21 protein-coding genes and 4 pseudogenes are annotated in these 25,696 nt (G+C 62.5%); 17 read left to right on the forward strand and 8 right to left on the reverse strand.

The window, feature by feature from the left end:
* Positions 1-33: 33 nt before the first annotated feature.
* Complete coding sequence (locus tag GJ632_RS00050) at positions 34-1,056, reverse strand: hypothetical protein (RefSeq protein ID WP_191451419.1); 1,023 nt, start codon at positions 1,054-1,056, stop codon at positions 34-36.
* Between the two features lie 270 nt (positions 1,057-1,326).
* Here GJ632_RS00050 and GJ632_RS25660 point away from each other — a divergent pair.
* From GJ632_RS25660 to GJ632_RS00065, 4 genes and pseudogenes are all read left to right on the forward strand, one after another.
* Positions 1,327-1,755: pseudogene (locus tag GJ632_RS25660) on the forward strand (pentapeptide repeat-containing protein); the annotation flags it as partial.
* Positions 1,756-1,813: 58 nt separating this feature from the next.
* Positions 1,814-1,948, forward strand: a pseudogene (locus GJ632_RS25665) (pentapeptide repeat-containing protein); the annotation flags it as partial.
* On the forward strand, positions 1,949-2,350 hold the full coding sequence (locus GJ632_RS00060; RefSeq protein WP_197427748.1) for a pentapeptide repeat-containing protein: 402 nt from the start codon (positions 1,949-1,951) through the stop codon (positions 2,348-2,350).
* A 112-nt stretch (positions 2,351-2,462) separates the two neighbouring features.
* Positions 2,463-3,740 (forward strand): pentapeptide repeat-containing protein, encoded by a 1,278-nt coding sequence (locus tag GJ632_RS00065; protein WP_191451423.1) that lies wholly within the window; start codon positions 2,463-2,465, stop codon positions 3,738-3,740.
* A gap of 731 nt (positions 3,741-4,471) precedes the next feature.
* On the opposite strand, the gene GJ632_RS00070 is transcribed toward GJ632_RS00065, so the two are convergent.
* Positions 4,472-4,873: a universal stress protein gene (locus GJ632_RS00070; protein ID WP_089810076.1), complete on the reverse strand. Its 402-nt coding sequence runs from the start codon at positions 4,871-4,873 to the stop codon at positions 4,472-4,474.
* Between the two features lie 146 nt (positions 4,874-5,019).
* On the opposite strand from GJ632_RS00070, the gene GJ632_RS00075 reads away from it, so the two are divergent.
* From GJ632_RS00075 to GJ632_RS00095, 5 genes and pseudogenes are all read left to right on the forward strand, one after another.
* The gene (locus tag GJ632_RS00075; RefSeq protein ID WP_197427749.1) at positions 5,020-6,192 is read left to right on the forward strand and encodes a sugar MFS transporter; all 1,173 of its coding nucleotides are present in this window, start codon (positions 5,020-5,022) and stop codon (positions 6,190-6,192) included.
* Positions 6,193-6,262: 70 nt separating this feature from the next.
* Positions 6,263-7,430 (forward strand): annotated as a pseudogene (locus GJ632_RS00080) (thiolase domain-containing protein).
* On the forward strand, positions 7,427-7,834 hold the full coding sequence (locus GJ632_RS00085) for an OB-fold domain-containing protein (protein WP_343160931.1): 408 nt from the start codon (positions 7,427-7,429) through the stop codon (positions 7,832-7,834). Before GJ632_RS00080 ends, GJ632_RS00085 begins: the two are co-directional and overlap by 4 nt.
* 61 nt (positions 7,835-7,895) lie before the next feature.
* Positions 7,896-8,396 (forward strand): gamma carbonic anhydrase family protein, encoded by a 501-nt coding sequence (locus GJ632_RS00090; RefSeq protein ID WP_191451428.1) that lies wholly within the window; start codon positions 7,896-7,898, stop codon positions 8,394-8,396.
* A 98-nt stretch (positions 8,397-8,494) separates the two neighbouring features.
* Positions 8,495-10,462 (forward strand): AMP-binding protein, encoded by a 1,968-nt coding sequence (locus tag GJ632_RS00095; protein WP_191451430.1) that lies wholly within the window; start codon positions 8,495-8,497, stop codon positions 10,460-10,462.
* 212 nt (positions 10,463-10,674) lie between these two features.
* Here the strand turns inward: GJ632_RS00095 and GJ632_RS00100 are convergent, their stop codons facing one another.
* Entirely contained in the window at positions 10,675-11,088 is a 414-nt protein-coding gene (locus GJ632_RS00100; RefSeq protein WP_089810066.1) for an iron-sulfur cluster assembly protein, read from the reverse strand.
* Positions 11,085-12,137, reverse strand: coding sequence for an amidohydrolase family protein (locus GJ632_RS00105; RefSeq protein ID WP_343160932.1), 1,053 nt, complete (start codon positions 12,135-12,137; stop codon positions 11,085-11,087). The genes GJ632_RS00100 and GJ632_RS00105 overlap by 4 nt, the downstream gene beginning before the upstream one ends.
* A 369-nt stretch (positions 12,138-12,506) precedes the next feature.
* On the opposite strand from GJ632_RS00105, the pseudogene GJ632_RS00110 reads away from it, so the two are divergent.
* From GJ632_RS00110 to GJ632_RS24515, 6 genes and pseudogenes are all read left to right on the forward strand, one after another.
* Positions 12,507-13,192: pseudogene (locus GJ632_RS00110) on the forward strand (SDR family NAD(P)-dependent oxidoreductase); the annotation flags it as partial.
* Between the two features lie 138 nt (positions 13,193-13,330).
* Positions 13,331-15,007, forward strand: coding sequence for an aldehyde ferredoxin oxidoreductase family protein (locus GJ632_RS00115; protein WP_191451434.1), 1,677 nt, complete (start codon positions 13,331-13,333; stop codon positions 15,005-15,007).
* A gap of 152 nt (positions 15,008-15,159) precedes the next feature.
* Complete coding sequence (locus GJ632_RS00120; RefSeq protein WP_191451436.1) at positions 15,160-16,233, forward strand: 2,3-butanediol dehydrogenase; 1,074 nt, start codon at positions 15,160-15,162, stop codon at positions 16,231-16,233.
* A 70-nt stretch (positions 16,234-16,303) separates the two neighbouring features.
* Positions 16,304-17,113: an aldo/keto reductase gene (locus GJ632_RS00125; RefSeq protein WP_191451438.1), complete on the forward strand. Its 810-nt coding sequence runs from the start codon at positions 16,304-16,306 to the stop codon at positions 17,111-17,113.
* Between the two features lie 194 nt (positions 17,114-17,307).
* On the forward strand, positions 17,308-17,613 hold the full coding sequence (locus tag GJ632_RS25670) for a VOC family protein (protein WP_394351764.1): 306 nt from the start codon (positions 17,308-17,310) through the stop codon (positions 17,611-17,613).
* On the forward strand, positions 17,499-17,801 hold the full coding sequence (locus tag GJ632_RS24515; RefSeq protein ID WP_394351765.1) for a VOC family protein: 303 nt from the start codon (positions 17,499-17,501) through the stop codon (positions 17,799-17,801). Before GJ632_RS25670 ends, GJ632_RS24515 begins: the two co-directional genes overlap by 115 nt.
* Positions 17,802-17,916: 115 nt before the next feature.
* Here GJ632_RS24515 and GJ632_RS00135 read toward each other — a convergent pair whose 3' ends face one another.
* The 4 genes from GJ632_RS00135 to GJ632_RS00150 all read right to left on the reverse strand — a co-directional run bounded on the left by GJ632_RS00135 (position 17,917) and on the right by GJ632_RS00150 (position 22,764).
* The gene (locus GJ632_RS00135; protein WP_191451502.1) at positions 17,917-18,816 is read right to left on the reverse strand and encodes an ABC transporter permease; all 900 of its coding nucleotides are present in this window, start codon (positions 18,814-18,816) and stop codon (positions 17,917-17,919) included.
* Between the two features lie 104 nt (positions 18,817-18,920).
* Positions 18,921-20,387: a sugar ABC transporter ATP-binding protein gene (locus tag GJ632_RS00140; protein WP_343160933.1), complete on the reverse strand. Its 1,467-nt coding sequence runs from the start codon at positions 20,385-20,387 to the stop codon at positions 18,921-18,923.
* A gap of 130 nt (positions 20,388-20,517) precedes the next feature.
* Positions 20,518-21,870 (reverse strand): sugar ABC transporter substrate-binding protein, encoded by a 1,353-nt coding sequence (locus GJ632_RS00145; protein ID WP_191451440.1) that lies wholly within the window; start codon positions 21,868-21,870, stop codon positions 20,518-20,520.
* Between the two features lie 162 nt (positions 21,871-22,032).
* The gene (locus tag GJ632_RS00150) at positions 22,033-22,764 is read right to left on the reverse strand and encodes an SDR family NAD(P)-dependent oxidoreductase (protein ID WP_343160937.1); all 732 of its coding nucleotides are present in this window, start codon (positions 22,762-22,764) and stop codon (positions 22,033-22,035) included.
* Between the two features lie 257 nt (positions 22,765-23,021).
* Here GJ632_RS00150 and GJ632_RS00155 point away from each other — a divergent pair, with 257 nt between their 5' ends.
* Entirely contained in the window at positions 23,022-23,876 is an 855-nt protein-coding gene (locus tag GJ632_RS00155; protein ID WP_191451442.1) for a 3-keto-5-aminohexanoate cleavage protein, read from the forward strand.
* A 535-nt stretch (positions 23,877-24,411) separates the two neighbouring features.
* Positions 24,412-25,176: an IclR family transcriptional regulator gene (locus GJ632_RS00160; RefSeq protein WP_191451444.1), complete on the forward strand. Its 765-nt coding sequence runs from the start codon at positions 24,412-24,414 to the stop codon at positions 25,174-25,176.
* Positions 25,177-25,696 lie beyond the last annotated feature (520 nt).

Raw genomic sequence — 25,696 nt, forward strand, 5'->3', positions numbered from 1 at the left:
GTGAAAATCGGGTCGCGTCTCTCGGCCGTCCGGCTACTCTTCTTTGTCGCCGGACGCCGATTGCTGTCGTTCGGACCGTTGCTGTTTCGAGTCGGCCTGCTTTTCGATGACGATGTCGTCGTCGCAGCACTCTTCGAGGACGTGTTCGACCTGTTTTTCGAGTTCCCGGACCCTGCGTTCCAAGCGCTCGTACTCCACGCGTGTGACGTAGTCACCCTTCACGTCGATGTTGACCTGCTTCGCGTTCTGATCGGGGGCGATAGAGAGGGTATCGTTCGGTGAGTTCAGGTCGACGTTGCCGTTGGGATTACTCACCGTGTGGATGGATTTCAGCGCGTCGATCTCGTGGGGGTCGTCGAAATCCGTGACGTGCGAGGCGATGATGGCGTACAGCATGTCGTTCGTGTAGAGGAACGACCGCAGGTCCGGTGTGGGGTCGCGTTCCCACTCGCTCCCGGAGTCCTTCTCGAAGTGACCGAGGTAGACGGAGAACGGCTCTCCGTCGCAGTCTTCCGAGTGCTCGTCGTAGTAGGACCGAGCCATCTGCGTCAGCGCCTCGTGGTGTTCCCGCGCGGACCCCCCGTGTTTCGTCAGTTTCTCTTTGGCGGGAAACGTCACCGACGGCACCGTCTTGTAGTCGGTCGGTGCCTGCTCGCTGTAGACCACGTCGAACGTCTCAACGATTCGGTTGTGACAGCACCGTTCCTCGCACCCGTCGGCGCCGTCGGGAATCGGAACGGACTCCACGTGACACTCTCTGTACTCCAAGAAGACGTAGATATCTTTCCCGTCCGCGTGACACGGTTCCTCGGGGTCGGTGTCCCCGCCATCGCGTTCTTTGAGTCGGTACGGTCCGTTCGAGGGGACGACCATCAACTGACCCTGTCTATCGACGGCGAGGCCGGGTTCGATAGTCGCTTCCAGTCCCCGCCTATCGGTTTCGCTGATGGTGGTTCCGAGCCCGCAGACGAGGCCACCGCCCAGTACGTGATTCGAGATGGCGTTCGTCCGCTCTCGATGGTACGACTGCTCCGCCTCCATATCGCGAGCGGTCATCAATTTCCCGTGGAAGTACGCGTTCCGCTCGAATCGGTTCAACCTGGACCCATCGGTCCCCGCCCGCCGAATTTGTTGACTCATTTCGCACCGTCCCTCTACACTGAGGTCATCGTGTCGACACATAAACTTGTATTATCTTTCGAATTCATGTTGTTCGGTCATCTTCCATTATATCGCTTTCTTCGTGCCGAACCGAATGATAGTCATCGAACAGAAGATATGTCATACTACATATGATTATAAGTACGTCGCCGTCCCTTGTTGAGTATGGCGGGGAGCGACGACAACCACTGGTGCACGTTCTCGTTTGACATCGACGAGGTAGGCGAAAAGTACGTCCCACCGTCCGGGTCCGACGGTTGGGACTGGGACACAGAGGAAGACGAGGTCCACTGCACCAGAGAGAAGTGGCGCGACGACCGCTGTATCTGGCACGCGGAGGTCACGGATAAGCCGGTCGCGGAACTGGTCGAACGGTTGGAGGCCGAAGAGACTCCGGTCATCCTCGACAAACTGTACCTCGGCGGGGCGGACCTCGGCGACCGACTGTCGCTCGCCGACGTCCGGGCGACGAAGGCGGATCTCACCGACGCGAACCTCCGCGGGGCGGACCTGACGAACTTCAGCGCGCCGGACGCGAAGCTATCGGGTGCGAACCTGTTCGAGGCCACGCTCGACGGTGCGGACTTCTCGGAGGCGAAGGTCAAGGGCGGGTCGCTGGACATGCGGTCGGCGTCGATGACGGGGGGCGCTTCTCACGGGGGCAGTCCTCGACGGCGTCGACCTCGCGGGCGCAGACCTGACCGACACAGACTTCACCGGCGCGTCGCTGAGAGGTGCGGACCTCGCGGGTGCGACGCTCACGAACGCGAACCTCACCGAGACGAAGTTGGGCAAATCCGACGAGACGGTGCGCTCGAATCTCTCGGAAGCGACGCTGGAAGGCGCTTACCTCTCGAAAACCGTCCTCTCGGGGGCCAACCTCTCGAGGGCGAAGTTCCCGTCGGCGACGCTTCTGGGTGTGGATTTCACCGACTCCGACCTCCGGTTCGCCGATTTCACCGAGGCGAGAGTCGGCCCGAGTACGGAGGGCGGTCAGACGAAGAACACGAACATGTCGGGCGCGAAACTGTCGGAGGCCATCTTCTCGACGGCAGAGGTTCGTGACGTCGAACTCGGCTCCGCGGAGTCGAACCTGTACGGGTCGAAGTTCGACGGAGCGACGGTTCGAGGCGTGAACTTCGCCGACGACGACGTTCGAAACGCCGACTTCACCGCGCCCGGGTCGTGAACGCGACGTTCTCGGGTGCGAAGCTCTCGAAGGCGATGTTCACAGGTGCGACTGTCTACCGCGTCGAAGAGACGACAGCGTCGAGCAATCGAGTGGGAACGCCGCCACCTCGGTGGCGTTCGACGACGCGGAACTGGTCGAAGTGGACTTCTCGAACGCGACGGTGCGGCGGCCGAACTTCTCGGGGGCCAACCTCTCGAAGGCCGTCTTCGAGGGAGCGACCGCACCGGACGCGACGTTCGACGCCGACTCGAACCTCGCGGGCGCGAAGTTGGGCGGCGCGACGTTCACCGACGCGACGTTGGACGGCGCGTCGATGGAGTTCACCGACTGCACGGAGACCGACTTCGCCGGTGCGACGGTCGGCGCCGGAACCGACTTCGCCGGCGCGACGATGCCGAAGGTGAACTTCTGGAGCGTGAACGCGGACCAACGGGGAACCACGGGCGCGAGCATCGACGTGAACTTCGCCGACGTGACCCTCTCGGAGGTGAACTTCTCGCACGCCTTCCTTCCCGGGGCGACGTTCTCGGGTGCGAAGTTGGACGGCGCGACATTCGACGGCGCAACGCTGGTCGAGGCGGACCTCTCTAAAGCGGACCTCTCGGATGCCACCGCACGCGGCGCGGACCTCTCGTCGGCGTCACTCGACTACGCGACGCTTCCGGGAGCGAACCTTCGAGGCGCCACTCTCGAAGGGACCGAGATGCTGGAGGCGAAACTCGTGCAAGCCGACCTCGGGTACGCGAAACTCGTCGGTGCAAAACTGGAACGGGGGGACCTCACCGAGGCAGTACTGTTCCACGCCGACCTCACCGACGCCGAACTGCCACACGCGACGCTCTCGGACGCCGACCTCACGGAAGCGGCCGCGACAGGGGCGACGTTCGAGAACGCCACCTGCATCGGCACCGTGTTCAGAGACGCCGACCTCACGAGCGCAGCGTTCCAGAAGGCCGACCTCACCGACGCGGACTTCACCGGGGCGACGCTGACCGAGGCGAAACTGAACGAGGCGACGGCGACGGGCGCACACTTCAGAGCGGCCGACCTCGCCGACGCGGAACTCGACAAGGGAACTGGTTCCGCGGGTGCAGACCTCACCGGTGCGGACCTGCAGTACGCGGTTCTCACGAGGGCGGAGTTCCACGACGCGATTCTCGCCGAAGCGGACCTCAGACACGCTCACGTCTCCTCGAAGGCCGACTTGGCCGAGGCCGACACGACCGACGCGAAGTGTTGGTACATCGTCTGGGACGACGGTGAGACTCCCGACGGCGAGAGTTCACCGTACGAGGCCGCCTCGGAGCCCGCGACCGATGAACCGCCCGAGGACGAGGAGGACTACACCAGCGCGGAGGGAACCGACGAGGAGACTGGTCAAGCGTAAGCGGTCCTCACAGCGGCGGTATCGCTTCGGTGGGCGGTGTCCGTCGGAAAGCGCACAAGCGACGCCCCCGGTCGAACACCGACTCACGCTCCCGTACACGCTGGACGTACGACAGTCGGTCCGGACCGCTCTCGCCGACCACCGGACTCGGGAGGTGCCGTCTGTTTGGAGGCGGGCGCGGGTGTCGGTGACGCGGTCATACGGTTCTGCCGATCCGAACTCGTACGGTAACCGCCCGACTCCGTAGTGTTCGACGAAGCCCCGGATGTGAACTCGACTAACCGAACGAGTCTGGTAGCTACATCGATGCCCATCGCGACAGATACGTCGACTGATTTTGACCGTATAATATCCTATTACCCAAAACGTAACTCTATAAGAGCAAAGTGTCTTTTAAATATCCAATATAAATTCATACTTAGAGAATAGAAATAGAGGAGGCGAACTTCGTAAATATACTTGGCAAGATGATTTCAAAGTCAGTCGATAGAGGTATACTTCTGCGATGCTGTTAGACAGATCACAGACGAGTACGTTCCGAGAGGAGGTGCGACGAGGGAGGTGCAGAGTGACTGGTCTCGGTCATTCTGTCGTGTCTGTGACGAGAGGAAGAACGTACACAGTCGTCGTTCCCGTCGACGCAAGGTCGACGATTCGGTCGAAACCGGAGACGACTCCGAACCGATGACGTCACTACCCGACCGGACGGACGGTTCCAGTATCTGAAGTCGTTAGTCCGTCATGCCGACGACGGTGACGGGCAGGTCTGCGTTGAGTATCACACGTTGAGTCACGCTCCCGAAGATGGCTTTCCCCGCCGGACTCCGTCGCCGTCCGCCGAGCACGATGTGGTCGACTGCAAGGTCCGAAGCGATGTCGAGTATCCCCTCCGAGACGGGGAGATAAATTTCACGCGACTCGGCCTCGACCCCGGCCTCGGCGAGGCGATCCAACGCCTCGCTGACCGCTTTGCTCTGTTCCGGTGGTAAGTCGTCGTCGGCACCGTCGTCTCGGTAGGCGTGGACAACGGTCACACCGACGTCGCCGGGGACGCCCGGTAAACCGGTGACAAATTCTGCCTGTGCAACTGCTCTGCCGACGTCGTCGTCGACTGGTACCAGTATCTGGTACATGCAGTCACCAACGGAGACCATCTATTTGAATGGTCGCCCGAAACGCTCCCGTGTCCGGACTGTCTCTCCGGTTCCTCCGTCGGCGGACCGACGATGGCCACGCCGATGGCCGAATTTTATGTGACAGCGCGGACCAGATGTGTTCAATGGACCGCCGCAAGAAGTGGACGTTAGCCATCTTTCTGTTCGTTCTCGGAGACGGCATCGCCGTACAGACCCGCGGAGCCCTCCTCTCTACCTTCGAACAATCATTTGCCGTGTCCGAGAGCCTCCTCGGACTCGTCGCTCCGGCGGGCACTATCGGACTCGTCCTGACGGTTCTGATAGTCGGGATGTTCTCGGGAAGCCTCGACGTCAAGCGGTTCCTCGCCGTCGGTGTCGGTGTCACCATCGCGAGCCTCCTCCTGTTGGGTACGTCGGTGTCGTACCTCACGTTGCTCGGCGGGTTTCTCGTCCAAGGGGTTGCGTTCGGAGTGTTCAGAGCGTTCGACAGACCCCTCCTCGGTCACCTCTACCCCGACCAACGAGGCAGGATTTTCAACTTGTACGCTGTCTTGTGGGCCCTCGGGGCGACGGCCGGCCCCCTCCTCGTCAACGTCGTTCTCTCCCTGGGCGACTGGCGACTCACGTACCTCGTGTTGATCGTCGTCTTCCTGCCGACGGCGTTCCTCCTGACGAGACTCGAATTACCCGCAGAGACGTGGACGGAACAGCGACTGACTCTCGCCGAGTTACGGTCCGTGCTGCGAAAGCCCTCTGTCGTCGGGATGGTCTGCGCACTCGTTTTGACCGGCGGTATCGAGGGGACGCTCTTCACGTGGTTACCGTTCTACGCGACGCAGTTCGTCCCGCAGTCGACGGCGAACCTCCTGCTCTCGGGGTTTCTCGTGATGTACATCCCGGGTCGACTGGTGTACAGCCGTCTCGTCTCGCACGTCCGGTCGCTCACCCTCATCGCCACGCTCGCCGTCACGTCGCTTCCGCTTCTCTTCGTCGCCTTCGTCTCGCCGTCACCGATAGAGTTGTCCGTCGCTGTACTAGGGTTGGGTCTCCTCGTGTCCGGGTTCTACCCGACGATGTCCGCCTTCGGCGTCGACGCCCTCCCGGAACGGAGCGGTCCGGTGAACGCAGTCGCCGTCGCTGCGAACTACGTCGGTCTCTCCGTCCTCCCCGTCGTCGTCGGGACGCTCTCGGGGCAGTTCGGTATCTCGACCGGAGTTCGGGTGTTGTTCCCGGCGATGGCCGGCGTCGCACTCGTCGTGGTGGTCACTCGATTCCGCGTCGGCGGTATCGAGACGAGGACTCCCGAACGGAGCTGACGGATTCGCACGAGGGGAGGCGCCGTGGGACCGTAACACCTACTATCCGTGCTATGTATCGACAGGACGAATGCAACCAGTTCGCATAGCTGGTGTCGGACTGACACCGCTCGGGAGACATCCGAGTCGAACCGGACGCGACCTCTTCGGGGAAGCCGCGGAGGCGGCGTTCGCCGACGCTGACGTCCCACGTGCGGACGTAGACCGACTGTGTCTGGGCAACTTCGTCGGGGACGTCGCAGAGAACCAGGGCCATCAGGGGCCCCTCATGGCCGACGCAGCGGGGATTACCGCACCCGCCACGCGGTTCGAGAACGCCTGCGCCGCGGGCGGTTCGGCCGTCCGCGGAGCGGTCCGGTCGATCCGTGGCGGCGACGCGGACGTCGTCCTCGTCGGCGGTGTCGAGACGTTGACCGACCTCGGGACGCCGGGTGCCACCGAAGCGCTGGCGATGGCGGCCGACGACCTCTTCGAGAGTCGGATCGGCGTGACGTTCCCGGGAGCGTACGCGCTGATGGCACGGGCCTACCTCGAAGAACACGGGGGGACGCGTGAGGACCTGGCCGCCGTCTCGGTGAAGAACCACGCCAACGCCGTCGACAACGAGTACGCGCAGTTCCGCCGCGAGATAAGCGTCGGCGACGTCCTCGACGCACCGACCATCGCCGACCCCCTCGGCCTGTACGACTCGTGTCCGGTGACCGACGGTGCGGCCGCGGCCGTCCTCGTCAGTGAGTCGTACGCGGCCGAAAAACGACCTCTCGGCGCCAGTCAACGTGACGGGATCCGGACAGGGCGGGGATTCGCTCGCCCTCCAAGACAGGGCGGACCTCACGCGGACGCCCGCCGCGGAACGGGCGGCGGCGGACGCGTACGAGGAGGCCGGTATCACCGCTGGCGACGTGGACGTGGCCGAGGTCCACGACTGCTTCACCATCGCCGAGGTACTCGCCATCGAGTCGCTCGGCTTCTACGATTCGGGAGGTGGAATCCGGGCCGCCGCCGACGGCGAGACCACCGCCGACGGCGCCCGTCCGGTGAACCTCTCCGGCGGGTTGAAAGCCAAAGGGCACCCCGTCGGCGCAACCGGCGTCGCCCAACTCGTCGAACTAACGCGGTTGCTCAGGGGCGACCACCCGATGAGTGACGCCGTCGCCGACGCCAGCGTCGGCGTCGCACACAACGCGGGCGGAACCGTCGCCAGCGCCGTCGTCCACGTCGTGGAGGTGGACGCGTGACCGCTGACGCGTCCCGCGAGGCCGGCGGCGCGAAGCCCGTCGACCACGAGACGTGGCTGGACGCCGTCGCGTCGGGCGACGGGTTCTCCCTCGTCTGTCCGGAGGGACACGGGTGGCTCCCGCCGCGACGGGTCTGCAAGACGTGCGGATCGACCACCCTCGAACGGATGCCGTTGCCGGCGTCGGGGACGGTCGAGACGTACACCGAGATAACCGTCCCTGCGCCGCGCTTCTCCCACGAAGACGCCGTCGCCGTCGCCATCGCGGACTTCGGGACGGTGCGCGTCACCGGCCGACTGCGCGGCGTCGAGTACGACGACGTCGAACGCGGGACCATCGTGGAACCAGGCGTCGAACGCTCCGGACAGGAAGACGAGCGAATCGTGGTCCTTCGGCCTCGGTGATCATCCGATGAACGACGAGACGGAAACCAACGATACAGAGCCCAAGACGGAGACACAGACGATGCGAGAGAGACTCTACGGAGAAGAACCGTTCGTCGCGGACTCGGCGTTCACGTCGAAGAAGGCGTACCTGATCGGTGACGTGGCTGTCGGCCCGCGAGCGAGTCTGTGGCCGTTCGTCTGCCTGCGGGGAGACGGTGGCCCGGTGACGGTGGGTGAGGAGACGAACGTCCAGGAGTTCTCGATGCTGCACGGGGCGACGTTGGGCGACGAAGTGACCGTCGGTCACAACGTCGTCGTCGACTTCGCTACCGTCGGGGACCACTCCCTCGTCGGGATGCAGAGCGCCGTCCTCAAGGGCGCGACGGTGGAGTCGAACTGCATCGTCGCCGCCGGGTCCGTCGTCCTGCAGGACCAGACGATTCCCGAGGGTCACCTCGCCTACGGCGCGCCCGCGGAGACGAAACCCCTCAGCGACGCTCAACGCGACGAGATATCGCGCGTGCACGAACACTACGTCGAACTCGGGCGAGAGTACAAATCGACCGGTCGGTTCGAGTAGTCCTCCGAGCAGGGCCGGAGGCTGCTCTCCTCGACGAACGTCGCTTTCAGTCCGATAATTTATATTGGATGCTGCGCGAGGTTGTCTCACGCGCAACCATGCCAGCCGAGCCTCCCGAAGAGACATCAGTAGTGCACGAACCGTCCGACGAGTTCGTCGAATCGACGAACGTCTGGCGGTTCATGCAGGAGTACGGCATCGACGACTACGACGACCTACTCGAGACGACGAACGGCGACGTCGAGTGGTTCTGGGACGAACTCGTCGACTACCTCGGCGTCGAGTTCTACGAGGAGTACGACGCGGTCCGAGACGACTCGGAGGGCCCGCAGTTCACCGAGTGGTACCCCGGTGGGAGGATGAACATCGCCCACAACGTCCTCGACAGACACGCCGCCGTCGACAGCGAGACGCGGAACAAAGTCGCCACCATCTGGGAGAGCGAACAGGGAGACGTCCGCGAGGTAACCTACCACGAACTCCACCGGCAGTCGAACAAGGTGGCCAACGCGCTGGAAGAACGGGGAATCGAGACGGGCGACACCGTCGGGTTGTACATGCCGATGGTGCCCGAAGTCGTCTCCATCCTCTACGGCTGTTTCAAAGTCGGAGCCATCGCAGTCCCCATCTTCTCCGGCTTCGGCGTCGACGCCGCGGCCACCCGAATCGCGGACTCGGAGTGTTCGGTCCTCTTCACGGGCGACGGGTTCTCCCGCCGCGGGAGCGAACTGACGCTCAAAGGGACCGCCGACGACGCCATCGAAGCGGCGGGCTACGTCGAACACACCATCGTCTTCGACCGACTCGGGGTCGACGTCCCGTGGGACCAAACCCGCGACGAGTGGTGGGACGACGCCGTGGAGTCGCAGGCCGGCGCGTACGAGACGAAGGAACTCGACGCGAACCGAGAGTCGATGCTGCTGTACTCCTCCGGAACGACTGGCACGCCGAAAGGAATCGTCCACACGCACGCGGGCGTGCAGATGCAGACGGCCAAGGAGATACACTTCGGCTTCGACCACGAGCCCTCGGACCGGTTCTTCTGGGTGTCGGACATCGGCTGGATGATGGGGCCGTGGACGCTCATCGGCAACCACACCTTCGGCGGGACCATCTTCATGTACGAGGGCGCACCGGACTACCCGGACCCGAACCGCTTCTGGGAGATGATCGACCGCCACGGCCTCACCGTGTTCGGTGTCTCGCCGACTGCGATACGCTCGCTCCGAAAGCACGGCGACGAGTACGTAGAGGCACACGACCTCTCGTCGCTCAGACTCCTCGGATCCACCGGGGAACCGTGGGACCCCGAGTCGTGGATGTGGTTCTACGAGAACGTCGGCGGGGGCGAAGCGCCAATCATCAACATCTCCGGAGGGACCGAAATCTGCGGGTGCTTCCTCATGCCGATGCCAATCCAATCGCTCAAGCCGTGCACGCTCGGCGGGCCGGGACTCGGGATGGACGTCGACATCGTCGACGACGACGGGGAGAGCATCGCCGACGCGCACGAACGGGGCCACCTGGTCGCGCGCGACTCCTGCCCGTCGACGACGAAGTCGCTGTGGTCGGGTGACGACCGCTACCTCGAGGAGTACTGGTCGACGTGGGAAGGTCTCTGGGACCACGGCGACTGGGCGCAGAAGGACGAGGACGGCCTCTGGTTCCTCCACGGCCGGGCGGACGACGCTCTCAACGTTGCCGGTCGGAAGGTCGGCCCCGCCGAGATAGAGGGCGTCCTCATCGAACACGACGCGGTGAACCAGGCGGCTGCCGTCGGCGTCGACGACGAGACGACGGGGACGGCCGTCGTCGCCTACGTCGTCCTCGAAGACGGCGTCGAGCCTTCGGACGGACTCCGCGCGGAACTCCGCGAACTCGTCGGCGAGGAACACGGGAAGCCGTTCCGTCCGCGGGAGTTGTTGTTCGTCTCGGAGTTCCCGAAGACGCAGTCGGGGAAGATCATCCGCCGCGCCATCTCCGCCATCTATCAGGGCGAGCAATTCGGCGACATGAGCAGCATCGAGAACCCGGAGGCGCTCGAAGAAGTGGAGTCGGCGCGGTAGATTCCCGCGTTCGGCTCCGGCCCGTCCCTTCCGCTCTCGTTTCGGTACCTGCTCCGCGACTCGCACCGGTCTCCACTCGACGTATATTCGCCGCGCGCACGAGAGACGGCGATGCCACTACTCCTGAATCGTCGTCGCCGCAGAAGGCCTCGACACGGGAATCGAGGACCGTGAGCTCTCAGTCGTCGGGACAGACGCTGCGACTGAGTCCGTCAGTTGGTTCGTTTCGCGTACGGTTCGATGCCCGCCTCCTCCATGCGCGTCCGGAGTCGTTCGCGGCGCGTCTGTCGTTCGTTCTCCGACATCCGGTCGGGCGTCCACACCTGTCCGCTCGTGTCCTGATGGACCTCCACGCGCTCGATTCCCTCTAACCCCTCGACGCGCTCTACGATCTCGTCGCTCATGTCGAGGAAGTACGTGCACAGCTGTGAGGTCAAGAGCAAGTCGACGTGGACGACGTCGCTATCTACGTCGATGTTCTCGACGAGTCCGAGGTCGAGGATGCTGATGGGATGGTCGCTCATACAGCTACACGGGTCGAGGACCTTCCCGAGTTCGTCCTTGATTCGCTCCTTGCGTTCGTTCGTGAACTCTTCGTCCGGGGTGACGTGGCTGCTGGAACTCATGCTTGTGGGGCGGGAACGTCGTAGCTAGACCACGGTTCGGCGGGGTACTGGTCGAGTTCCTCGCGCGCCTTCGCCCACCGGTCGTCTTCGATGTCGCGGCGAAGTTGGTCGGGGTCCTTGCCGAGGAGTTCGAGGGCGTTCTTCCCGAGGATGTTCTCTTTGTCCTCTTGGGTGATGTCGGGGTAGTCGTACTGTGCCTGCAGGTCTTCGGGCATCTCGAGGTCCCAGATACCCTCGATGGGTGGCTGTGGATGCAGTGCCGTCGCACCGCTGGCGAAGAGGATGCGGTCCGAACCGACCCAGTAGAGCAGTTCTCCCATTATCTTGGCGAACTTCCGCGGACGGGTGTTCACCAGACACGCGGTGTTTTCGAGGTTCGCGTAGACGTTGTCGTTGCTCGCCATCGCCCAGATGGTCTCCTCGAGGAAGGAGAACCCGACGTGGATGACCTCGAAGTTTAGGTCGGGGTACTTGTTCGCGGCTTCCTCCACGTCGTCGATGCGGAAGTACTTGGTCGGGGCCTTCGCGAACGGGATGAACTTGTGGATGCCGACGGTGTCGACGTCGAGTTCGTCGGCCTTGTCGAGTATCGGTTGGACGGAGCGCTCGTTCAGTTGGAGCGAGAGGTCCTGACCGTTCTGGTACCGGGCGGGGTAGAGTTTGATGCCGTCGACGTCTTTCTCGTTGACGTAGTACTCGACCTGGTCGACCGCGTCGTCTTCGAGCGGGTTGATGTCGACGTACATTCCGACTCGCTCGGGGTTCTGGTCGCGGAACTCGAAGCCCTTCTCCCGGGAGACGTAGCCGTCGTGGAAGTAGTCGTCCAGCGGCAGCGAGTGGTACACCGTGTAGTCGATCTGACTCTCGAGGAAGAGCAGACGAGCCAGTTCCTCGGGTTGGTGGTCGCGGTAGAACACCTCCTCGGAGGGGACGTGACTGTCGGGCAGGAGTTTCTCGCCGAGGTCGAACGTCTCGTCGTCCCATCGTTGAGCGTTCGCGTGCTTGTGGTTCTCCGGGGTGTGGTTGAAGCAGTGGGAAACAGAGTCCACTACCAACGTTCCGTTGTCTAACATCGCACTCGAACCATGTATATAATGAATAATAAGGATTTGGGTCGGTACAACACCTCCACTCTCGAACACTCCCCCAACTCGCTCGGACGAAACCACCCTACGGTGCCGTCGACTCGGGGCGGGAGGGGTGGGGACGGAACAAGACGGGGAGGAACGGGCGGAAGCGAGACGCCGTTCGGCGGGTCCTCACAGAGCGGAATCAGCGGGGCGAACGACGTCCGAACGGCCGTAGAACGACGCGTTCTGAGGGACGCCCGCGCGCGTCTCGGCCGGGCAGACACGTCGCTCCCCCGTCGGTGAGGAAGCAACGTTTATGTGACCGCGATAGCCAACGTTTGGTACAGTATGACAGGCAGACTCGACGGGAAAGCGGCGGTAGTGACAGGTGGGTCGTCGGGCAACGGTCGGGCGATCGCTCGGCGGTTCGCCGAAGAAGGAGCGGCGGTGACTGTTGCGGACGTCCGAACCGACCCGCGACTCGGCGGGGAGCCGACGCACGAGGTGATTCGCGACGCGGGCGGCGATGCGCAGTTCGTCCAGACGGACGTCACGTCCATCGAGGACCTCCGTGCGGCCGTCGACGCCACCGTCGACGCGTACGGGTCGCTCGACGTGATGGTGAACAACGCCGGCGTCGAACGACAACTCCCCATCACCGAGGCGACGGTCGACGACTTCGAGTGGTTGATGGGTATCAACGTCCGGGGCGTCTACTTCGGCTGTCAGGCCGCCGTCGAGGTGATGCGAGTCCAGGGAAGCGGCTCGATAATCAACATGTCCTCTATCGGGGGAATCAGAGGGTTGGAGAACTCCTCGCTGTACTGCACCTCGAAGGGAGCCGTCACGAACCTGACTCGGCAGGTAGCGGTCGAAACGGGGCCGGACGGCGTCCGCGTGAACGCAGTTAACCCCGGCATCATCGAGACGGCGATGACGAAGGAGGACGGCGACACGGCGGGTGGACTAGTGGCACAGACTCCGCTCGGGCGGGCAGGACAACCAGAAGAAGTCGCGGACGCGTACTGTTCCTGGCGAGCGACGAGTCGTCGTACGTGACGGGGCACAATCTCGTCGTAGACGGCGGCGTGACCGCCTGACCGCAGCGAGCGACGTTCCTCCGGGTCCGATTGCTAGGTATTTTTAATACGGAGTGTGCGTGTTGTTCTCGTATGCTACACGTCTCTGGACCGTTGTTGACGGTCGACGTTGGAGCGAGAACGACCGAAGAGACCGACGTCGACGACGTCCTCGAATCGTTCATCGGCGGGCGCGGCGTGGCGACCCGCCTCGCACACGACCGAATTCCGTTCGACGCCGACCCCCTCGGCCCGGAGAACAGCTTGTTCTTCTCGACCGGACCGATGCAGACGTCGAACATGAGCTTCACCGGACGGATGAACTGTACTGCGGTCTCACCGCTCACGGGTGGCCTCTTCTCGTCGAACGCTGGTGGGTTCATGTCGAGAAACTTCGCCGACGCGGGATACGCCGCCGTCGAAGTCACTGGCGAGAGCGACGAGTTGGTCGTCGTCCACGTCACCGACGAGGGTGTCGAGTTCGAGGCCGTCCCGGACCTCGAAGAGGCGACGGTGCCGGAAATCACCGAGTACGTCGAGGAGACGCACGGCCTCTCCGAAGAGCACGTCGCCTGTATCGGGCCCGCCGGTGAGAATCTCGTACGGTTCGCGTCCATCATGACGACCGAAAGCCGCGCATTCGGACGAGGTGGCCTCGGCGCAGTTCTCGGCTCGAAGAACGTGAAGGCGGTCACGTTCGAGGGAGACTCTCGGCGCGAGGCTGAGATACCGCCGATTCAGATGGACGTCCACCGCGAGGCGGCGACGAGCGACCACATCATGAAGCAACAGGGGACGACGAGCGTCACCAGCCTCGCCAACGAGGTGTCGGCGTTGCCGACTCGCTACTTCTCGGAGCTACAGTTCGAGGGCGTCGAGGGAATCAACGGCGACCGAGTGGGCGAGAAGAAGTACAAGCGCGGAACGTGCTCGTCGTGTGCGTTCGCCTGTAAGCTCCCCACCAAGGACGAAGAACGCGGCGTGGAGACGGAGGGCCCGGAGTACGAGACGGTGATGTCGTTCGGATCGAACTGCAGCGTCGACGACGTCGTCGACGTGATGAAGTCGAACGAACTCTGCGACCGCTACGGCGTGGATACCATCTCGTGCGGGAACGCCGTGGCCGCGTACTTGGCGGCCGAAGACGAGTTCGGCAACGCCGACTTGATTCACGAGATGGTCGAGAAGATAGCCTACCGCGAGGGAGACGGCGACGTCCTCGCGGAGGGTATCGCTCGTTTCCACGACGAACTGGGCGTCGATAACTGGACCGTCAAGGGACTCTCGTTCGCCGCGCACGACGGTCGGACCCTGAACGGACAGGGTCTGAGTTACGCCGTCGCGAACCGCGGGGCCGACCACATGTTCACGACGCTGTACGCGTGGGAGTATCCCCTCGTGGACCGCGAGAGCGCGTTGGACCCGACCGGTCTCGACGGCAAAGCACCGCATATCGTCGAACAGGAGAACGCACGCGCGCTGGAGGACTGCGGCATCATCTGTCGCTTCTCACGGAGCTTCATGACCCCCGAACGGTACGAAGGACTGTTCGAGGCGGACTACGACGATCTCCTCGCCGTCGGGTCGAGGGTCGTGGAGCTAGAGCGGCACTTCAACAACCAGCGAGGGTTCGACCGTGCCGACGACACCCTCCCGTACGACCTCCCGGACTTCGAAGCCGCCCTCGACGACTACTACGCACAGCGTGACTGGAACGCGGACGGGACGGTCCCCGACGACCACGTGAACGAGCCACAGTCGGCCGACTGACTCGCTCCGACTCGTACGGGGTGCAAGCCGCTCGATTGCGTGCGTCCACCGAGAAGACGGCTGTGCGTCGGCGAGCGTTCGTCCCAACTGAGGAGTAGTGGTTCGCCGACCGGACGAATTTTTATACCGATACACCGTGTTGAGTAGTGACAATGCGGGTCGCAAACTACTACGGTCGAGAAGACCTTCGTGTAGAGTCCGTCGAAGAACGAGCGCTCGCCGCCGACGAAGTCCGAATCGACGTCGAGGCGTGCGGTATCTGCGGTACAGACATCCACGAGTACACCGCCGGTCCGGACCTCACACCGAGCGCGGACGCCGAACATCCCTTGACGGGCGTCGGTCTCCCGGTGCCACTGGGCCACGAGTTCAGCGGCATCGTTACCGAAGTCGGGACCGACGTCACGTCTGTCACGGAGGGAACAGCGGTGACGGTCAATCCGGCCATCGTCTGCGGAGACTGTCGGTACTGTGCCGAGGGGCGGCACAACCTCTGTGAATCGGTCGCGAACGTCGGCCTGTCGGCGGACAGTGGTGGGTTCTCGGAACGGGCCGTCGTTCCGGCGGCCAACGTCGTCTCGCTCCCCGAGGAGATTCCGGTCGCGTACGGCGCGCTGGTCGAACCGTTCGCCGTCGGCGTGCACGCCACGCGCCGGTCGGGACTCGAGGCCGGCGACGCCGTGGCGGTGTTCGGGTCGGGACCCATCGGTCTCGCCATCGTCCAGGCGGCGAAGGCGGCGGGCGCGACGGAGATTTTCGTCTCCGAACCCCGGACCACGCGGCGAGAGATCGCCGCCGAAGTCGGCGCGACGACGACGCTCGACCCGACGTCGACGGACGCGGTGAAAGCGATTACCGACGCGACAGACGGCGGCGTCGACGTGGCCTTCGAGGCGGTCGGAATCGAACCGACGTTCACCGCCGCGATAGAGAGCACGAAGCGCGGCGGACAGATCACCGCCGTCGGAATTTCGAACAGTGACGTCGGGTTGACGCCGAACGACCTCGTCGTCGTCGAACGGACCATCAACGGGTCCAACGGCTACCTCAGCGGACCCCTCGCAGACCGCGAGTTTCGAATGGTCACGCGGTTCTTGGCGGACGGCAGGTTCGACCCCGAGCCGATGATAACGGCACGCATCGACCTGGAAGACATCGTCGAAGACGGCTTCGAGGACCTCGTCGACCCCGAGAGCGACCACGTGAAGGTCCTCGTCGAACCGTAGCGCGTCGTTGTCGGCGAGTCGACCCTCTCGGCTGCGATACTGTTTTTACGCCCGTTCGAGATAGAGGAGCATGCCTCAGTACGAGCTACCGAGACTCGGCTTCGGGACCGTCGGTGTCACCGACCCCTCGACGATCGTGACTGCGCTAGAGACGGGATATCGACACGTCGATACGGCCCAGTGGTACGAGAACGAAGACGTCGTCGGACGCGGTCTCGAACGGAGCGAGGTCCCCCGAGAAGACGTGACCATCGCCACGAAAGTCCTCCCGCGGAACCTCGGTGCCGAGGACGTGAAACGAACGGCCGCGGAGAGCCTCGACCGACTCGGTGTCGAGACGGTCGACCTGCTCTACGTCCACTGGCCGACGAACGCCTACGACCCCGAAGAGACGCTCGGCGCGTTCGACGAACTCTACGACGAGGGGAAGATTCGAGGCGTTGGTCTGAGCAACTTCACGCCGGCACTCCTCGACGAGGCACGCGAGCGGCTCACAGCGCCGCTCGTCGCTCACCAAGTCGAGATGCATCCGTTCCTCCCGCAGACCGAACTCCGCGCGTACGCCCGGCGCCACGACCATCACCTCGTGGCGTACTCTCCGCTCGCACAGGGGGAGGTGTTCGGCGACCCCGTCCTGCAAGCCGTCGCCGACGACCACGGCGTCAGTGTCGCACAGGTGACGCTGGCGTGGTTGTTCGAGAAAGAGAACGTCTGTGCGATACCGAAGGCCTCCGGCGACCACATCCGGGACAACTACGGGTCGCTGGCGCTGAAACTCTCCGAGGAGGAGTGTCGACGCATCGACGACATCGAGGAGGAGTTCAGGACGGTCGACCCGAGCGAGGAAGAGAGGGTGGACGGCGTCCCGTGGGCGGAGTAAACGCTCTCTGCTGCCACCAGACAGTCCTCGCTCGGCATCGCCGAACTCGCGACACGCTATTCTCGAACGCCCGTCGAACCGCAGAGAGCGGTAGCGGTGCGCCTCGCTGTCCGTCCCGAGTTACTCGTACGATGGTTCGGTCACGCACACCGCGGCGGAAAGTATATTACGCAGATAGACAGTCATTCACAAGCATGTCTCGACAGCAGTACCCCCGGGGCCTCGCCCACGTCGGCCTCACGGTGCCGGACATCGACGAAGCTATCGACTGGTACACGACCGTCCTCGGATTCTCCCACGTGAGGGGGCCGGAAACCGTCGTCGCCGACGAGGGATACGCCGGTCGCAGGCGGCGAACCTCCTCGGAGACTTCGAGGAGATGCAACTGGCCCACCTCGCGACGGGGAATCAAATCGGCGTCGAACTCTTCGAGTTCGAGTCGACTGCGGGCAACTCGGACGCGGATCCGACGAACCCGGGTCTGTTCCACCTCTGCGTGATAGACCCCGACGTGGAAGCACTCGCCCGACGAATCGACGAACACGGCGGCGACCACTACTCGGAGGTCTGGGAGATATTCGAGGACGACGACACCTACACGCTCACGTACTGCCGTGACCCCTACGGAAATCTCCTCGAAATATACTCGCACAGTCACGAACGGATATACAGTAACTCTGAAGCGTAGTCGCCCGCCGAGTAGTGCGTCCGTTTTTCATCCGCAAACCGTAGAAGGTGCGGCCCGAGGGCGCGTCGAACTCAGCGCCGGAGGGGAAGTCTCCGACGCGGACCGTCCAGCGACGTCACTTCACGACGTCTATCTTGCGACGGTCTATCGACAGAGCCACCGCCGCGACGACGACGACGCCGAGGATTATCTCCTGGACGAACGGGTCGACGGCGGTGAGATTCATCCCGTTCTGTAGCACGGCGATGACGAGCACCCCGAGGATCGTTCGGTGTGGACCACCGACGCCTCCGGTGAGGGCGGTCCCGCCCATGACGATGGCCGCGATGCTGGGCAGTAACATCCCTTCGCCCATGCTCGCAGACCCCGACGAGATTCGAGCCGCCAACAGCGCACCGGCAACGCCACAGAGCAAGCCCGAGAGGACGAACGGATAGATCTTGTACCGGTCGACCTTCGCGCCAGCGAGTTCGACGACACGCTCGTTCTCGCCGAGGGCGAAACAGTAGCGTCCGAACTTCGTCCGCCACGCGAGGAAGACGGTGAACACGTAGAACACCAGCCCCCACAGCACGAGGTTCGGGACGAACGGAATCCACTCCCCGGTGGCGATGTCGCGAACCATGTCGTTGCGGAACGTTATCGAGGACCCGTCGGTGACGATGAGCGAGAGACCGCCCATGATCGAGAGCGTCCCGAGCGTCACCAGGAAGGACGGAACTTTGAGCTTCGTGAAGACGAGGCCGTTGAACGCGCCCGCCATCATCCCGACGACCACCGCGATCGGAAGCGCTAGGACGCCGAAGTCGGGAATGAGCACCGCGGTGACCACGCCCGTCAGCGTGACCAACTGCGCGACGGACAGGTCGATACTCTGCTGTAGGATGGGGAACGTCCCCGCCAACGCGACCAAGAGGAGGAACGCGCTGTTCTTGGCGACGTTGTTGATGAGGTTGCCGTAGGTGAAGAAGTTCTCCGACAGTGCCGTGAAGAGGACTCCCAGAACCAACAGCATCGCGAACGGACCGACGTCGATGATCCAGTCCTGTCTCGTGCGCTTCTCTCGCTGTTCGTCGATCCAGACGGCTATCGGGTTCGTGTTCGTGCCTGAACTCATTGTTAGATCATCTCGGCTATCAGTTCTTCTTCGGTCGGCTTCGCCTCCGGCGACGCGTTCACGACCTTGTCCGACATCTTCCCTTTGCGCATGATTCCGATCCTGTTCGACATTCCGATGACCTCCTGCAGTTCGTCTCCGATGAACACGATAGAGACTCCCTTCTCGGTGAGTTCACGGCAGAGGCGGTACACCTCCTCTTTTGCGCCGACGTCGATTCCGCGGGTCACGTTGTCGACCACCAGCACCGGCGAGTCGCGCGCCAACCACCGCGCGAGGACGACCTTCTGCTGATTGCCGCCACTCAGCCCGTGAACGAGTGCGTCCGCACCCGGCGTCTTGATGTTCAGTTCTTCGATGGCGTCGGCCGTCACCTCGGTCTCGAGGTCGAGGTCGAGTAACGGGAGTCGTCCGTTCATACCCTGAATCAGCGCGAGCGACGTGTTCCTGAGGACCGACTGGTAGAGGAGCAGCCCCTCCGATTTCCGGTCTTTCGGAACGTAGCCGACGCCCGCGTCGACCATCGACTCGACGGAGTTCGCGCTGCACTCCTGACCCGCCACGGTAATCGTGCCTTCGGTCGGGGAGAGGTCCCCGGCGAGGATTCGGCCGAGCCTCTCCTTTCCGGACCCTTCGACGCCGACGATGCCGAATATCTCGCCTTCGCGCAGGGAGAACGAGACGGGGCCGATCTGGTCTTGATACTGGACCCCGTCGACGGACAAGACGGTCTCGCCGAGCGAATCCTCCGACCGCTGGTCGGGAATCTTGTAGTACTCCGCCGATGACTCTCGTCCGACCATGCTCTGTTGGAGTTCGTCCGGTGTCGTCTCTGACGCAACTCGCTCGTCGACGAGTTCCCCGTCTTTGAGGACGTAGATGCGGTCCGAGATGCTGAGAACCTCGTCGAGTTCGTGCGAGACGAAGACGAACGTCGCCTGGTCCCGCAGTTCGTCGATTCGCTCGAAGAGGATCTCACGACCGGCCTCCTCGAGACCGGCCGTCGGTTCGTCGAGGAGGATGACCGGGTGGTCGGACTTGCTCGACCGGTGAAACGCCTTCGCAATCTCGAGCATCTGGCGTTCGTTGAAGCTGTAATCTTTGACGAAGGCGTCCACGTCGAGGTCGATACCGAGTCTGTCGATCACGTCTTCGGCGGCCTCGCTCATCGCCGTCCGGTCGAGGACACCGAGTGTCGACCGCTCGTCCCCGAGGAAGAGGTTCTCGTACCCCCGGAGGTTGGGAATCACGTCCTGCTCTTGGTGCACTAACGAGACGCCGTGTTCTGCGGCGTCGCTCGGCCCCGAGAGTTCCACCGGACGTCCGTCGATTGATATCTCACCGCGGTCTGGGTCCAAGACGCCCGTCAGGATGTTGAGCAGGGTGCTCTTTCCCGCGCCGTTCTCCCCGACCAAGCCGACGACCTCTCCACGGTCGATGCGTAGCGAGACACCGTCGAGTGCCGTCACGTGTCGAAACGACTTCGAGACGTCGTCTACGAGGAGGCTCGTCTCTCTGTGCTCTGTGGCGTCGGACTGACCCGTTTTTTCGGTGCGTTGTGGCATTTTCTGTGACATGTGTGAACGTCGAGCTCTCGTCTCAAGACTGAGTGAGCGGGTTGTTCTGGAAGTGGTCCGCGTACATCTGCTCGACTTCGTCGAGGGCCGCGGTGTCGGAGTACGCGTCCGGAATCTCGTATCCGCTCGGTTTGTTTTTGTCCTTCCACTCCAAGAGACCGGGTTCGACCATGTCCTCTTTTCGGATGGGCACGAGCGAGTTCTGCGGGTCCCAGTTGTCCTCGCCCGCCTCGGTGACCGACATCTTCTCCCAGTCGTACGGCGTCGAATCGCCCTCGAAGATGAGTTCGTTGAAGTTTCCGGCGTCGAGGACCGGGAGCGTCTCGATCATGTCGAAGTCGCTCGTCTCCTCCACGCAGAGCGGACTCCCGTGGAGCATCATTCGCTCGCCGTCCTTGGGACGCCAGCCGTTGGCGAAGTCGTGCGCTTTGACGAGGCACCAGCCACCTTGCCACGGACCGAGCGACGAGACTGTCGCCGTGAACCGACCCTCTTCGACCAGGCCGAGCGCCTCCGGAATCCCGTCTATACCCACCACTTCGATGTCTAAGTCGTTCTCCTCGGCGATGGTCAACGCGCCGAGTCCCACGGCGTCGTTCTGTCCGAACACGCCGTCGATATCGTCGCCGAACTGGGAGACGAAGTCGGACATCACCTTGCGCGATTCGGACTTCACCCATCGGCCCTGCTGCGGCGGGGCGAGGAGTTCGATGTCGGGGTACTCCTCCATCGCCTTGTCGAGCCCGATGTTTCGGCCGGTGTTCGCCGCGTTTCCGCGCACACCTTCGATGTGAACGATGTTCCCAGATCCGCCCATCGCCTCGAAGAGCGCTTTCGCCGCCGTGTACCCGTTGTTGATGGCGTTGGGCATGAAGAACTGGACGAACTCGTCGCCCGCGTCCTGCGGCGTGTACCACTTGTCTATCGTCCACAGCATGACGAGGGGGACACCGGCGTCGACACACGCCTCCGCGAGTGGGGGAACGCCCGAGTTGGTGAAGGCCTGTCCCATCACGAGGTCGGTCTGGTTCGCGATGGCGGTGTCCACCTGTTGGATCTGTTTACTGAGCTTCCCTTCGTTCAGTTGGACGTTCGTATCGTAACCGAGTGCTTCGGCGGCCTCTTCGTACCCCTTGACCCAGGACCCCCAGTACGCGTTCGAGAGTCGAGTTATCGTGGCCATCGAGGTTCCGCCGTCCGAGCTACCGCTCCCGCCCGAACCGGTCTCGTCCGAACTGCCGTTCTCTTGGCCGCCGGAGCCCGATCCTCCAGCACCAGTACAACCGGCCAACCCACCGAGGGTCGCTGCCGTACCTGTTGCTGCGGTCGTTTTCAGAAATTTCCGTCTAGACTGATTGTTGCTATCCCGAGCCATATCGCTTCACTTCGTCAATTTCTACCAAGGTATAAATAGATTTGGGTATTCGTCATGGTCTTTTGTATAGTATGGCGTGTATTCGCGACTCGTCGACCCTGAACGTCCGCCGAGAGTCGGAGACGCGGACACGAGCGGTGAGCGATTTCGACTCGTTCCTGTTCAGTACATCACTTTGCCCGCAGAGACGTTGAGGTCTTGGCCAGTGATTCGCTTCGACTCTTCGGAGCAGAGGTACGCGACTGCGTCTGCGATGTCTTCGCGCTGAACGAGTTCGTTCCGCGGACTCTGGCACTCCACTTCGGAGCGGACTTGGTCGTACGTTCGTCCGGTCGCTTCCGCCTGTTTCTCGAACACCCGGTCGATTCGAGGCCCGTCTACCGACCCCGGACAGACGGCGTTCACGTTGATGTCGTGGGTTCCCAATTCGAGTGCGAGTGTTCGAGTGAGGCCGATGAGGCCCATCTTCGCCGCCGCGTACGGCGTCCGGTTCAACAGCGGTTTCTTTCCGGTTACGGAGGCGATGTTGACGATTCGTCCGTACGATTGTTCCTTCATCGTGGGGATGACTTCGCGACAGAGCAAGAACGGTCCACGTAAGTTGACGTTCATCGTCGCATCCCACTCAGACGGTTCGACGTCTTCGCAGGGGTTCGTCGGCCCGGCGATGCCGGCGTTGTTGACGAGTATCTCGATCGAGCCGAACTCGTCGAGAACCGTTTCGACGAGGTCCGATACGTCTTCTTCGTTGCTCACGTCGGTTTCGACGCTGAGCGCGCGTTGGCCTCGTGCCTCTACGAGTTGCTCGGTCTCACCCGTCACTCCTTCGTCGATGTCGGCGACGACGACGTCTACGCCCTCCGACGCGAGTTTCTCACAGATGGCTTGGCCGATACCGCGACCCCCCGCCGGTCACGATTGCTGTGCTATCTACGACCATGGACTGAATCACATACTCTCCGTGATAAAACTACTGCTACTCGAACCATCATTCGTGATGGATGTGCGCAGTCTCACGTGAGAACGTCGAGGGAAGAAGACAGTTCGAGACAGCGAAACGATACCCGACGCGAGAGTCGGAAGGACTCGCTCGCCGCCGCGACCTACATTTACAAAAATTATAAATACGTGATGGCGGCATTCTCAGACGAATGCCCTACGAAGGATACAGCGACTACTTCGAGAAGAAGCTGATAATCAGCGTCGCGACGACCGGCGGACACCACGGGAAGGAGGCGAATCCGAATCTCCCGGAGCAACCCGAAGAGATAGCGCGGGACCTCAAAGCGTGCGAGGAGGCCGGGGCGTCTATCGCGCACATCCACGCTCGCGACGACGACGGTAACGGGACGAAAGACGTCGCTCGGTTTCAGGCCATCCGCGACGCAATCGACGAGTACTGCGACGACATCATCGTGAACTTCACGACCGGCGGCGGGGGTATCTGGTCGCGCGAGGAGCGAATCGCGCCGATTCTGGAGACGGAACCGCGCCCGGACATGGCGACGGTCGACCTGGGCCCCATCAACTTCGGGCAGACGCGGACCGCGGTGAACACGCGAGAACAGAACGAGGAGTACGCACGGGCGATGCTCGACGCCGACGTGAAGCCGGAACTCGAACTCTTCAATCCGGGTCACATCCCGGAGATGGAACACCTCGTGGAGAACGACCTCCTCGAACCGCCGTACTGGTGCACGACCATCTTCGGGATGCAGAACGGAACGCCCGCACATCCGAGAAACGTGATCAACTTCGCCGACAATCTCCCCGAAGAAAGCGAGTGGCAGGTGCTCGCACTCGGACGACACCAACTTCCACTCACGACGTCGTCTATCGCCCTCGGGGGACACGTCCGCGTTGGCATGGAAGACAACATCTACTACCGGAAGGGAGAACTCGCAGAGAGCAACGCCCAGTTGGTGCGCCGGACGGCGCGTATCGCCGACGAGATGGAACGACCAGTCGCGACGCCCTCCGAGACGCGAGAGATACTCGGCCTCTAGTTCGCGTCCGTTGCTCGCAGACCACTCTCGTGGCTGCCATCGGGCGACTCGGAACGAATCCTGTGATTCGTCATCGCCGAATCGTACACGAACGTCCCTTAACGTCGAGCGACAGAACAGGCGGTTTCGAACGGGAATCGCTCACCGGTGTACGTTCAGCAGGTGTTCTCGGAGCTTCTTCTGACGCTTTCGGGCGTATCCGCGGATGCTCGCCGAGAGATTTGGAAGCGGGGGCTCCGCGATGTGAAGTATCGACGTCCACTCAGTCGTCGATAGCGAGAATACCCCTACGTATCCACACTTTCTAACGGTGATGCTGGAACGAAGTAGCGAAGATTCTCGGGAGAATCGACCGAAGTCATCAGTTCGCGAGGGACGGATATTATATACTTCCCGGCTCGGATTTCGGCCTCGCTTCCGAACCCACGAGAGAAATTGTCACACAATCCACGATTATCTTACGTCGTGGTCCGTCGGAAGAATCGACGATTCGGCGAGAGTGAATTTTATATACACACTCGTGGTACCAAGTGCCATGAGCACAGACGGGAGCCGAACGCTGAAGTCGACGAAGACGACCTTGGAGATAATCGACCACCTCCGCGAAGTGGACGGAGCGCGGGTCACGGAACTGGCCGACGACCTGGGGAAAGCAGCGAGCACGGTTCACGGTCACTTGTCTACACTCGTCGAAGAGGAGTACGTCGTCAAGGAGGGAGACGTCTACTCACTTGGCCTCCGCTTCTTGGATCTCGGTGACTACGTGCGCAACCGCAAAGAGTCGTACCGAATCGCGGAGTCGTACACCGAGCAACTCGCCGCCGAAACCGAGTGCCGCGCCGTGTTTGTGGTCGAAGAGAACGGCCGCGGTGTCTACCTCCATACCTTCTCGGGAAAGCACGCGGTGTGGCACTACTCGACGGTCGGGAAGCGGTTCTACCTCCACCAGACGGCTGCCGGCAAAGCCCTGTTGTCCCGTCTCTCTCCGCCCGAAGTCGAGGAGATAGTGGATCGATGGGGACTTCCGGCGCGGACCGAGAACACCATTACCGACCCGGAAGAACTGTACGAGGAGTTAGACGTGATCAGAGACCGAGGCTACTCCTTCAACCGCGAAGAGCAACTGCAAGGCGTGAAGGCAGTCGGAGTTCCCGTCACCGGCCCGGACGGCCGTGTCATCGGGGCATTCAGCGTCGCCAGCCCGGCGAACCGGATGAGCGACGAGTGGTTCGAAGAGAAACTCCCGAGCATCGCGCTGGGGGTAACGAACGAGTTCGAACTCGAGTACTCGCTCTCGTGACGAGATAGTAGTATTACAGTTCTAAAAGCGTAAAGAATTAATGATATAGGTCTGACGATGACGCTCGTTGCCCCACTAAGCGGCATAGGCCACCGATGAACCAGCACTGCGTGATAGTAACCGGGAAAAACGGCGTCTCGTCCGAAACACGGAATCGGAGAGATGCCTCGAAACCCCGAACGAGCGGGTGTCGCTCGTGCTGAGACGCAGACTGCTACAGGAACGGAGAGGGCCGGACGAGTACGTAACACCCGTCGAACACTCCGGTATCCAGCTACCGTATCCCATACCGAAGAGCAAGTAAACACCTCGTAGCGTTGTCCTGCACTCGCTCTACCGTCACAAATTTAGAGTTGTAACGCCACGTGTGTTGGCACATACATGATAAACGATGATAATAACAACACAGTTGAAGAAAGCAATCGAAAACGTACGACCCGAGACTGGTTACGAAATCACACTCGGGTCGTCCTCCCCCGATGACGGCCTAATGGGTTTCTCGATGGTCCGTCGAGTAGGT

The organism is Halogeometricum sp. CBA1124 (genome assembly GCF_009741955.1).
GTDB lineage: Archaea > Halobacteriota > Halobacteria > Halobacteriales > Haloferacaceae > Halogeometricum > Halogeometricum rufum.

Excerpts from the sequence above, each read along its gene's own strand:
- GJ632_RS00090 (WP_191451428.1), top strand. The coding sequence starts at position 7,896 with ATGCGAGAGAGACTCTACGGAGAAGAACCGTTCGTCGCGGACTCGGCG.
- GJ632_RS00160 (WP_191451444.1), top strand. The coding sequence starts at position 24,412 with ATGAGCACAGACGGGAGCCGAACGCTGAAGTCGACGAAGACGACCTTG.
- GJ632_RS00075 (WP_197427749.1), top strand. The coding sequence starts at position 5,020 with ATGGACCGCCGCAAGAAGTGGACGTTAGCCATCTTTCTGTTCGTTCTC.
- GJ632_RS00095 (WP_191451430.1), top strand. The coding sequence starts at position 8,495 with ATGCCAGCCGAGCCTCCCGAAGAGACATCAGTAGTGCACGAACCGTCC.
- GJ632_RS00050 (WP_191451419.1), bottom strand. The coding sequence starts at position 1,056 with ATGACCGCTCGCGATATGGAGGCGGAGCAGTCGTACCATCGAGAGCGG.
- GJ632_RS00145 (WP_191451440.1), bottom strand. The coding sequence starts at position 21,870 with ATGGCTCGGGATAGCAACAATCAGTCTAGACGGAAATTTCTGAAAACG.
- GJ632_RS00125 (WP_191451438.1), top strand. The coding sequence starts at position 16,304 with ATGCCTCAGTACGAGCTACCGAGACTCGGCTTCGGGACCGTCGGTGTC.
- GJ632_RS00115 (WP_191451434.1), top strand. The coding sequence starts at position 13,331 with ATGCTACACGTCTCTGGACCGTTGTTGACGGTCGACGTTGGAGCGAGA.
- GJ632_RS00120 (WP_191451436.1), top strand. The coding sequence starts at position 15,160 with ATGCGGGTCGCAAACTACTACGGTCGAGAAGACCTTCGTGTAGAGTCC.
- GJ632_RS25670 (WP_394351764.1), top strand. The coding sequence starts at position 17,308 with ATGTCTCGACAGCAGTACCCCCGGGGCCTCGCCCACGTCGGCCTCACG.
- GJ632_RS00155 (WP_191451442.1), top strand. The coding sequence starts at position 23,022 with ATGCCCTACGAAGGATACAGCGACTACTTCGAGAAGAAGCTGATAATC.
- GJ632_RS00100 (WP_089810066.1), bottom strand. The coding sequence starts at position 11,088 with ATGAGTTCCAGCAGCCACGTCACCCCGGACGAAGAGTTCACGAACGAA.
- GJ632_RS00070 (WP_089810076.1), bottom strand. The coding sequence starts at position 4,873 with ATGTACCAGATACTGGTACCAGTCGACGACGACGTCGGCAGAGCAGTT.
- GJ632_RS00135 (WP_191451502.1), bottom strand. The coding sequence starts at position 18,816 with ATGCTGTTGGTTCTGGGAGTCCTCTTCACGGCACTGTCGGAGAACTTC.